Source organism: Roseovarius sp. D22-M7 (assembly GCF_037083785.1).
In the GTDB taxonomy this organism is placed as follows: Bacteria; Pseudomonadota; Alphaproteobacteria; order Rhodobacterales; family Rhodobacteraceae; genus Roseovarius.
Genome location: NZ_JBAPKY010000085.1, coordinates 1 through 9,800, shown reverse-complemented (window position 1 = coordinate 9,800; position 9,800 = coordinate 1). Strand labels below are relative to the sequence as shown.

Genomic DNA, 9,800 nt, shown 5'->3' with positions numbered 1-9,800 from the left:
GCCTCGCAGGTCTCTCTCAAAGGGGTGGCCACATGCCGTGGAACCGGTGGCCACATGTTCATGGATTCGATGGCCACATACCCGTGGAATACTCATGTTGAAGTGCAAAATCCGGCCATGATCATCAATGATGACATTTTTACCTTCGAACGCAGAGATGATGTCGCGTGCCTGTTCGCGAGATCTACCCTGCGAACTTAGGGTGGTTTTTGTCAGCCCAGAAAAAAAGTCACTATCCAGTCTGGTAACTTCGGAAGGTTGGAAAATGAAATTTGTCTGTTCGTCGACATAGAGCAACTTTTCGCTACTTGGAGAAAAGGTACCGGCGGAACTGATTGTTTGTACGATGATATCCGGTTGCTGCTCGGGCAACATGTCAAGATCGGAGAGGGTCTCCGAGGCTACTTGGGAGACCGCCGCGGCCAGCTTGCCGTACTCGGCCGCGGTCATCTGTCCTGATCCCCAGAACTCATTTCCGATCTCAAAAGCATCGATCTTGACACCAAGCGCATCTGATTTCGAAACGGCCTCTTTAATGAAACCAGCAACATGATCCAAGTATGTCGCTTCGATGAGACGTTGACCATACGTCCCTTCAATGAGGGCTTCACCAGCAGATTGCGTGAAGCCATTGATCGTCGGGACGACCAAGGTCACGCTCGCCTCTATCCGGGCCGCTACCTGTAGGAAGTCGGAGAAGGGGACGAGTTCTCGCTCAACGTCTTGAAAAGAACTGACCGATCTATCCAGGCTGCCGCCTGCAATATTGGTGATGTCGAAATGCCATTCTGTGACTGAACCACCGGGGAACCGTAAACTTGTGACGCCAAGCTCCTGATATCTTTGATCCATAAGCGCTTCGTCGACGGTGTTGATCGTGATAAGCGCATTGAGACCAAACATCTCTTTGGTCACAGGAGTGCCAGAAGTCTCATCGGTTTGGTCATAGATATAAATCATCAAGAATATTTACGTCATCATCCAAGATTGCGGTTGTGGTTTTGGCCGATGAAGTTAAACGCTTGAATTTAGGATATTCGATAGAGAGCTGGAAATTTAACCACTACATACACGGTTTTTCAGGATATTCAAAGCCTTGCGTGATTTTCGAAAATTTTATTTATTCCCATTGCTCCGAAAACGATTTAACCATTTGCAGACATTCTGCGCAAGAATGACGAAATATGCTTCGTTCTTAGCCGCAAAACCGACAGGATCACACGATAGTGCATGTTGATTTCAACTGGGCATTGTTGCAGAACTCAAGGCTGAGGCGTGAGTGCCCCTTACCCCATTGACGTCATGCCACGCGGACGATCTCGGCGGTGCCGAGGGCCGAAAAGCGGGTCATGAGGGCGATGCGGATGTGGATTTCGGCGGTCTGGCGCTCGAGCTCGCGGATGCGATCCTCCATCTGCCGCACCTTCTTGTTGCTGGTCACACCGTCGTCCCAGATCACTGCGACACTCCCTCTTTCCACCATCAGCTTTCGCCAAAGATACATAAGATTTGGCGCCACGCCATTGCGGCGCGCGACGGCCGAGATGCTCTCGCTGCCGTCCAGCGTCGCTTCGACGATCCGTAGTTTTTCGGCTGAACTCCAGCGGCGCCGGCGGCCACCATCCGTGATGATTTCTACTTCAGACATAAGCACGTGCTTAGGGATATGCCTAAGCCTCCTGGTTCAGGCCCAGGTGTCCTGTCGAAAATGCGACCAGTTCAGCAGCGGCGCGTATCGTAGGCGCCGAGCATAAGACAGTCTTAACCAAGGTCTGCCATAAGGTCATGAATGCAATCGCAGTTTTGGGGGTTATCTTATGCACAACTACGCTCTCTTGGCGTTCATTGTCATCCTGACCGTTGTTGCCGACTACGCACTTAAACATGCGTCACTTAGAATATCGCCATTTGTATCTGGATGGTTTGTCGCTGGTGCGCTGCTTTACGCTTTAACCGCAATCGGCTGGATTGCTTTGATGCAAACTTATAATCTTGCGCAGATCGCTGTACTGTACAGCTCTTCGACCATCATCGCCCTGACTGCCGTAGGCATCGTTTATTTTGGTGAGACGCTATCGTTGAAACAAATTATTGGCATCTCTGCAGCACTCCTCTCCGTCGTTCTTATGGAAGCCGACGCCTGAGCCTAATTACCCTTCATATTTTGTTAACCATTGGTACTATACATGTTAGTTGTGGATCACTGTGTAAGACCAAGTACAATTCATGGCTTGGGAGTCTTTATTATGGAAGCAGTAGCCGCCGGAACCGTCGTTTGGCGATACGATCCCACGTTCGACATCGAAATCTCTGCGAACACTGTGGCAGGCTTTCCAAAGGACGTTGCTGAAGTTGTTTATCATCACGCGGAGTACCTGCCGGAGCATGAGATATTTCGCCTCGGAAACGATGCGGATATTTTTATGAACCACAGCAGTGGCCCCAGCTTGATCGACTTGGGTGACGAGATGATCGCCTCACAAGATCTCGTTGTGGGAGACGAATTAACTTGCGACTATCGAAAGGTATGTGTTGTCGGTTTTACTGCATGCGTTAAGGCAAGCTGCGCACATCCATGATCGACAGCCCGCTCGTCTCGACGCGCTCCGCAGCCTGCCGCTTGAACTCATCCGGAAAATACCGGCGCTTCTTCTCCATCGGACACTCCTTCCGTTAGTTCAAAAGCCTATCATGCGTGTCCACCAATCCGGGGCAGGATCAAAGGTGTCGCCGTTTGGCTTGATCCTATTCGGGACGATGCTGTCTTCATGAGTGCGCTTCTTGCAAATGCGCTGGAAGCTGCCGGCCTTGCAGATCCCTGGGGCCTGGCGCGGTGCCGTTGGGCTACCGACGAGGACCGGGCCCATCGAATGATGACACACGACAACAGCCTTTCTACTGCCAAGTATAAGATGTCATACCAACGGCCTTAACTTTTGACCGCTTTAGCGTATTCTCGGGTGGTAATCGAGCGCACGGTGGCGATGTCGGTGGCGAAGAAGTTCCAAGCGTCGCAGCATCGTGCCACGATCTCCTCATAGGTTTCGAACACAGAGATGGCGAGGCGGTTGGCGCGGAGGTAGGCCCAGACGTTCTCGACCGGGTTGAGCTCCGGGGCGTATGGCGGGAGCGGCAGCAGGGTGATGTTGTCGGGCACCTTCAGAGCCTTGGCGCCATGCCATCCGGCACCGTCGAGCACGATAACGGCATGCGCGCCCCTGGCGACCGTGCGGGAGATCTCGGCGAGGTGGGCATTCATCGCAGCGGTGTCGGCGTTGGGCATGACGAGCGCGGCGGTGGCTCCGCGTTCGGGGCAGACGGCGCCGAAGATGTAGGCCCAAGTGTAGCGGGTGTCGCGGGGCGCGCGAGGGCGGCTGCCGCGCGGCGCCCAGATGCGGGTGAGCGTGCCCTGCTGGCCGACCCGTGCTTCATCCTGGAACCACACCTCCAGGGGTTTGTCACGGGCGTGATCCGGCAATGCGTCGGTTACGGTTGCGGCGAAGTTTTTTGAACGCCTCCTGGGCCTCGGGGTCGGATTTCGGGTGCTGCGGGCGCACCGACAGCCGGCGAAATCCGAGCGCGGCCAACTGCTTGCCCACCGTGCGCTCGTGCATGGCGACGCCGAAGTACACCTCGATCTTGCGCTGAAGGTCGACGCGTCGCCAGCGCACCACCCCGTCCACGGCAGGGTCGGGACCCTCGCGCACCATCCGTGCCAACTCGGCCTTCTGCTCAGCGCTCAGCCGCGGCGACGGCCCAGCNGTCCACGGCAGGGTCGGGACCCTCGCGCACCATCCGTGCCAACTCGGCCTTCTGCTCAGCGCTCAGCCGCGGCGACGGCCCAGCCGAGCGGCGGTCAGACAGCCCCGCCAGCCCGTCGGCGTTGTAGCGGTGGACCCAGTCCCGGAGCGTCTGCCGGTCCATACCGCAGGTCTCGGCCGCCGTCTTGCGGTCCACCCCCTCCAGCACCAGCGCGATGGCCAGCATCCGCCGCGCCGCCTTGGCATCCTTCGCCTTCGCCGTCGCAACCCGAAGCTCACGTGCCGACAAGTCCGTTCGTGTAATCGCAACCGCCATCGAAACCTCCATGCTTCGATGAAAGGGAATCACAGCAGTGAATCGAAGGAAAGCCCGCGAGAGTCACGGTCCGGGGCCGTTGGTATCAGTCATCTAACCGAAGCTGCTTCGGGCGGCCCTTGGCTGAAATCCTACAGAGCACACCGCAGCCAACACGGAATGCGGACATCCCCAAAATATATGGTCAAAAGCGCCGTCTGGAAGTACCGTGATGGCATGATATCGACCCACCCGGCCCTAGAGACCTTCCCCGCGGCATGGCCCCAGATCCCCGATTGGGCGCGGCCGTCGCGCGATCCAAATCCCGAAGACTGGGCGTGCTTTGCCGGCGCGGCCTTCGCGTATCTGGACGTGGCGCTACGCGCGCCCGGGGTGCCGCTGGCGCTGCTGCGCGACCGGTTGGCACTGCGCGCCGCGGTGGCCTGCACGGCCCTGACCGGGCGGCCCGAAAGCGCGGGCGCGCTGCGCGACGCGGTGCATTTGCGGTGTCCCGGGGATTCTGCTGGACCGGCGGGCGAGACATACCTGCAATGGCGCCGCGCGGTGGCGCGGCCGGTCTCGTGCGCGGCCCTGCACGCGGTCCTGCCCGGTCATGACCTCGCGGATGTTACACGATGGCGCGCGGCCGGGGCGGGGGAGGGGATGCCGGTCGCACGCGCTGTCGCCGTACTCGAGGCGGTTCTGTCCGAGGCGCCACGCGCGGAAACGGATGCGCTGATCCTGGCTGAGGCGGCGCTTGTCGACGCCTTGGGATGGCCGCGGATCACCCCTGTGCTGACCCCGGGACTGGCCCCCCGCGATCTGCGCCGGACCGGCGCAGATCTCTGGCTGGCCTGTCATCGCGCCATCGTCGCGGCGGCAGGCGAGGCGGTACAACTCGTGTCGGATCTGTCGCGCCGGGGTGAACGGCTGCGTGCCGCCGCGCCATGCCTGCGCGCCAGAGGCGCCGAAGAGGCGGTCGAGACGATCCTGCGCCAAGACGCGGTGACGCCGGGGGCGCTGAGCGTGCTGCGCTCGGACCGTGCGGCTCGGCGGTTCTGCGACCGACTGGTCGCATTGGGTGTCGTACGCGAACTGACCGGGCGCGACACGTCGCGGCTTTACGGGATCTGATATGTTGCGCGACCATCTTGACCGTGATCTCGCGGATCTGCCCCCTGAGGGGCGATGGCGCGCTTGGATTTGCCGCATTGAGGCGGTGCTCTTCGCCTCGGCCGGTCCCGTGTCGCGCGCGGATCTGGCCCGCGTGGTGGGGCAGGGGATATCCATCGATCTGTTGATCGCCGATCTCGCCGTCGACCTTGCGGAGCGCCCCTATGAGGTGGCCCGCGTGGGTGATGGCTGGATGCTGCGTACGAAGGCCGCCTATGCCCCGGCGATCCACGCCGCGGCGGATGCCGGTGGACAGGATCTCGACCTGCGGGAGTTCGATTTCGCGGTGCTGGCCACCATCGCTTGGCACCAGCCGATCACCCTAGCCGAACTGAAGGAGATCTTCGGGCGCGAGGTCGGCCGCGATTTGATCAGTCGGCTGCATGCCCGCGATCTCATCGCCACTGGTCCCCGCGCACCGCGCCGTGGCGCGCCCTATACGTTTGTTACCACCGAGACTTTCCTCGCGGCCTTTGATCTGCAAAGCTTGGCCGACCTCCCAGACCCCGAGCAATTGGCCGATGCTGGCATGGCCCCAGATGCCCGCCCCTGAGGCAGCGAAATTGCAGGAAATCGCCTCGGCGTGGGACGCACCGGCGGCTATTCTTGGCAGCGGTATCCGCTGCGCCTACGGAGGCCATCGGGAAGAAGGGTGTGAAGCAAGTCCAAGGATTGCAGGATGCGTGGTATTTTGCACGCACAGTTGTGGTTCAATGCTGCCGCCTTGGACGGGCATGAGGCATGAAGGCGTGAGGGCGGCCGAGATCACGCGGCACACTTGCTGCGAAGACTTAAGGGGCGATTACCGGCAACGATCTCAGAGCCCAAAGGATGAGCCATCGTTCATTTGAGCGCTTATTGAGTGAGAAAACAAGTCTGGATGCATGCCACCGGAGAACACGCTCCGGTTGATAATCCACTGTTGATAAGGGAAGATGGTGCATATTGCAAGAGGAAAAATGGAAGGTGCTGAAGTTGTCTTTTGAGCACGAATGCATGAGTTCTTCCAATAGCTTAAGCTTTTTGCCTAGTTTTTATGCGAAGCAAATTAACTACTTGTCACAACAGTATTTAATAATCTGGTAAGAAACTTGCACACAGACATATCCACACAATTTGGGGATGTATAATGCCTTCTCGTAGCCCTAAAAAGAGCGGCGCTGCGCCCGACCCCAGCTTGCACCAACCCTTCGAACACTGCCTGGAACTCCGTCTGCCACCTGACGGACGGTGGCATCTATGTACTGCAGTGGGTATGTCGTCATTATTTGATCGAAATAGTGTGATCCCGGCACCCTTGCCTGGATCGCTTTAGGCGATAGACAGCGCAGGGGATCGGCGGGCTGACGCTCGCTCACCCCAACCCCGACAGTCTCCCAATCCAAATGATCCGCCTGCCATCCTGGCAGGTCCGAGAAAACCGGCAAGCGCCGCCTGCAGCGTCGGTTCCGGCCCTGAATTCCGGTTCCTCCCACGCGGGTGAGACGCGTGGGTCCCTCCCAAATTCACGCCCTCCACCCGGTTGTCACGACCCCGCCAGGCCGCAGGACGGGCTTTGCCCTTACCCGCTCTGCCCTTCGGAATGCATGGGCATTCCAAAGATCAGAACAGGAAGGCCCGCCCATTGGCGGAAAGGGGAGCAGACCCGGCCCGCGTCACTCGAAGGAGGGTCACAAATGACCGCAGAGAAGTTTGACGTTTATTCCCATGTCACAAATCAGATTGTCGCGCAGATCGAGGCGGGAACGCCGCCTTGGCGCACGCCGTGGACCGGTGGAGGGGGATCGGTCAGCTTGCCGGAACGATTCAATGGCGAAGCTTATCGGGGCATCAATATCCTGATGCTTTGGGCCACGGCGATGGCCAAAGACTACAGTTCAGCCCGCTGGATGACGTTCAATCAGGCCAAGCAGCTTGGGGGGCATGTCCGCAAGGGCGAGAAATCCGCCACCGTCGTGAAGTATGGCACCGTCGAGCGCGAGGACGAAAACGGCGAGGAACGCCAGATCCCCTATGCCAAAGCCTACCGCGTGTTCAGCGTCGACCAGATAGAGGGCTTGCCAGCTGAATTCTACATCTTGCCAGATCCACCTCGTGGTCTTGGTGCTGTGGCCGATTCCGCGTTGGACGCCTTCTTCGCTGCAACCCACGCGCAGATCGATAGCACCCAAGAGCCGCGCGCCTATTACAACATCAAAACGGATCGCATCCATATGCCGCCGATCACAACCTTTCATCGTGCGGAAGGATATTATGGCACCCTCGCGCACGAGTTGACGCACTGGACAGGAGCCACAAGGCGGCTGGATCGTTTGGGTCGCTTCAACGACCGCAAGGCCTATGCGTTCGAGGAGCTGGTTGCAGAAATCGGAAACTGCATGCTTTGCGCGCAGATCGGAGTGGAGCCGGAATTCGAGCAGAGCGCGGCCTATGTCGAAGGATGGCTTGAGGCGATGAAGGAAGATAGCCGCGCGATTTTCCGCGCCGCGTCCGAGGCGCAGAAGGCCGTGGATTACATCATGGCCCGCACCGCGCAGGCCGACCGGATGGCCGCCGGGTAACAGCCCGCCCTGCTGAACGATCAAGGTCCCCGCCATCAGGCGGGGCCTCTTGTGTTACGTTGTAATCTTGGCCGCGGAAGGTTTCAAAGTAGCCTTTGGGCGGGTGAACTGGCTCCATTTCGACCGGACGGGCATTTCATGCCCAAAAGTGAAGAAGTGCAAACGTATATGGTTGAGCTTTGGCTGCCGAATATCAAACAGCAAATATATCGATATACTGCTAACCATCGGCCGTACCGGAGGATTTTCCGTGTGGGCCGCCGCGTATGGGGAGTGGTCGGGCGCAACTCGGCCCGCGCTGGAAATCCTCATATGAGGTGTGAACAGGCCCGCAGGCTTGGATGTCTGTTCACAACCCTCGTTCACCTCCTGCCGGTGATGTCGATATCAGCCTGCCTGTAGCGACGACAAATTGATCAGCGCTGCCCACCGGCAAGCCCACCAGGCTAGGCCCAACTCATGCCATCTGCTGAGGAACTACCGCATGAGTTGAGTGGCGGTTCTCGTGAGTAATGTAAGCACCAGCTCGGAAGCCCAATATCATGAACAAAAACTGCAGATCCAAAGATTATTGCCGTTTTAACCTTGTTGTCGTTGACAGTGAGCCCTCTGAGTACTTACTGTCGCTCTTGGATATGGCTGCTGATCAACCCATGATCAGCTGTTTCTTGCGACCAACCTGAGGAGCAGGGCATGATTAAGACAACAGGAATACTCGCTGCAGGTGCAGCCGCGACAATGCTAATGGCGTCGGGGGCAACCGCGACGACGATTGTGATAGATGATTTCACAGACAGCCAACGGGTTGCGAATCTTCCGACAACAGACTTCCCAAGTGCAAGCATAGTGTCCGGTGGGATGTTTGGAGGAACCCGTTACATGGAGGTGCTCAACCAGGACGGGGTCACCTCTGGCACTAGCCTGAACGGCGAAAATGGGGCTTTGACCTTCAACAACGACTCCGGCACTAGTGGGGTTGGTTATATTGTATATGATGGAACTTCGGATCGGGATGATGCGACCAACACTGAGATCGGTCCTGGCGTCAATACATCTGGTCTGAACGAGAACCTTGTGATTGGCTCTGAAGCACAGACCTTCTTTTCGTTCGATCTGAGTAACTTTAACCCGGGTAGTGGTGGATCGACGGCGCTTTTTTCGGCATTCGTGTGGGATAATGACGGCAATCGAGCAGAGTTTGCGGAGATTATTGGAGCCGGCCCCATCTCCCCCAATCTCTTTCTGTCTGAGTTTGTAGGTGAAGACATCGACTGGACACGAGTTGGAGCGCTTGCGTTTTCGATTGATTCCCGAGAGGGAACATCGCCACTGGGTACGTATGGCGGTGATAATTTTGATGGACAGGTGGGCGTGATTTCAGTCAGTGCTATACCGCTTCCTGCTTCGGTTCTGATGTTGCTTGGTGGTTTGGGGAGCTTTTTCGGGATCTCGGCGGTTTCTGCGCGCCGGCAAAGAAAGGCCTGAACTAATCGGGCCAATCAGTTCTTGAACGTGTCAGGTGGGAGGCGAGTTATATTCGCCTCCCATTTTTGATTCTTTTGTATACTGCAGGAGCAGACTTTGTAGGCGCTACGTAAGCGCAATAGCGTCGCCTTCTGCGTTCTATCGCGACCTTGCGCGCTTTGGCGGATGCGCTTGAGATCGCGCTGGATGATCTTGCGTAATGAAGGTGCGACCACCACACTCACTGGTCCCAGCACCGCCCGCCAGACGCGGAAATGTCCCTGCCTCTGGATCGACGCTGGACCAAGGGCCGAGTGCTGCGGGCCGTGAAGGCTTATGTGCGTGATGGTTTCTTGCCCGCCGAAGTGCTGGCCCGGGCTGGACGCCGTGAAACCGACGACCGCCTATCCGCGATAAAGGGCGCCGATCCTGACATCACTCTGCAGGCGATCAGAGGTGGTTCCGGAAATCTGAACAGCCGGGATAGGTGGATTTTCCGTGCAACAGCGGCATGATGCTGCGAGCAAGGAGAAGACCATGGCAAGA

7 protein-coding genes and 3 pseudogenes are annotated in these 9,800 nt (G+C 58.0%); 7 read left to right on the top strand and 3 right to left on the bottom strand.

Annotated elements, in window-relative coordinates:
• Both V8324_RS20225 and V8324_RS20220 read right to left on the bottom strand, forming a co-directional pair.
• Positions 1 to 960 (bottom strand): annotated as a pseudogene (locus V8324_RS20225) (calcium-binding protein); the annotation flags it as partial.
• Positions 961 to 1,300: 340 nt separating this feature from the next.
• On the bottom strand, positions 1,301 to 1,648 hold the full coding sequence (locus tag V8324_RS20220; RefSeq protein ID WP_336421703.1) for a transposase: 348 nt from the start codon (positions 1,646 to 1,648) through the stop codon (positions 1,301 to 1,303).
• Positions 1,649 to 1,817: 169 nt separating this feature from the next.
• Here V8324_RS20220 and V8324_RS20215 point away from each other — a divergent pair, with 169 nt between their 5' ends.
• Complete coding sequence (locus tag V8324_RS20215; protein WP_336421702.1) at positions 1,818 to 2,144, top strand: hypothetical protein; 327 nt, start codon at positions 1,818 to 1,820, stop codon at positions 2,142 to 2,144.
• Positions 2,145 to 2,186: 42 nt separating this feature from the next.
• Positions 2,187 to 2,579 carry an SET domain-containing protein-lysine N-methyltransferase gene (locus V8324_RS20210; RefSeq protein WP_336421701.1) on the top strand — a complete coding sequence of 131 codons (393 nt, stop codon included), beginning with the start codon at positions 2,187 to 2,189 and terminating at the stop codon, positions 2,577 to 2,579.
• Positions 2,580 to 2,929: 350 nt separating this feature from the next.
• Here the strand turns inward: V8324_RS20210 and V8324_RS20205 are convergent.
• Positions 2,930 to 4,077, bottom strand: a pseudogene (locus V8324_RS20205) (IS630 family transposase).
• Between the two features lie 216 nt (positions 4,078 to 4,293).
• Between V8324_RS20205 and V8324_RS20200 the strand changes: the two are divergent.
• The 5 genes and pseudogenes from V8324_RS20200 to V8324_RS20180 all read left to right on the top strand — a co-directional run.
• Positions 4,294 to 5,190 carry a DUF1403 family protein gene (locus V8324_RS20200; protein ID WP_336421700.1) on the top strand — a complete coding sequence of 299 codons (897 nt, stop codon included), beginning with the start codon at positions 4,294 to 4,296 and terminating at the stop codon, positions 5,188 to 5,190.
• 1 nt (position 5,191) lies between these two features.
• Entirely contained in the window at positions 5,192 to 5,782 is a 591-nt protein-coding gene (scpB, locus tag V8324_RS20195; protein ID WP_336421699.1) for an SMC-Scp complex subunit ScpB, read from the top strand.
• Positions 5,783 to 6,905: 1,123 nt separating this feature from the next.
• On the top strand, positions 6,906 to 7,790 hold the full coding sequence (locus tag V8324_RS20190) for an ArdC family protein (protein ID WP_336421698.1): 885 nt from the start codon (positions 6,906 to 6,908) through the stop codon (positions 7,788 to 7,790).
• Positions 7,791 to 8,483: 693 nt separating this feature from the next.
• Positions 8,484 to 9,275, top strand: coding sequence for a VPLPA-CTERM sorting domain-containing protein (locus V8324_RS20185; RefSeq protein WP_336421697.1), 792 nt, complete (start codon positions 8,484 to 8,486; stop codon positions 9,273 to 9,275).
• A 260-nt stretch (positions 9,276 to 9,535) separates the two neighbouring features.
• Positions 9,536 to 9,706, top strand: a pseudogene (locus V8324_RS20180) (recombinase family protein); the annotation flags it as partial.
• Between the last annotated feature and the right edge of the window lie 94 nt (positions 9,707 to 9,800).

Coding starts and splice junctions, on each gene's coding strand:
- V8324_RS20220 (WP_336421703.1), bottom strand. CDS start 1,648: ATGTCTGAAGTAGAAATCATCACGGATGGTGGCCGCCGGCGCCGCTGG.
- V8324_RS20215 (WP_336421702.1), top strand. CDS start 1,818: ATGCACAACTACGCTCTCTTGGCGTTCATTGTCATCCTGACCGTTGTT.
- V8324_RS20210 (WP_336421701.1), top strand. CDS start 2,187: ATGTTAGTTGTGGATCACTGTGTAAGACCAAGTACAATTCATGGCTTG.
- V8324_RS20200 (WP_336421700.1), top strand. CDS start 4,294: ATGATATCGACCCACCCGGCCCTAGAGACCTTCCCCGCGGCATGGCCC.
- scpB (WP_336421699.1), top strand. CDS start 5,192: ATGTTGCGCGACCATCTTGACCGTGATCTCGCGGATCTGCCCCCTGAG.
- V8324_RS20190 (WP_336421698.1), top strand. CDS start 6,906: ATGACCGCAGAGAAGTTTGACGTTTATTCCCATGTCACAAATCAGATT.
- V8324_RS20185 (WP_336421697.1), top strand. CDS start 8,484: ATGATTAAGACAACAGGAATACTCGCTGCAGGTGCAGCCGCGACAATG.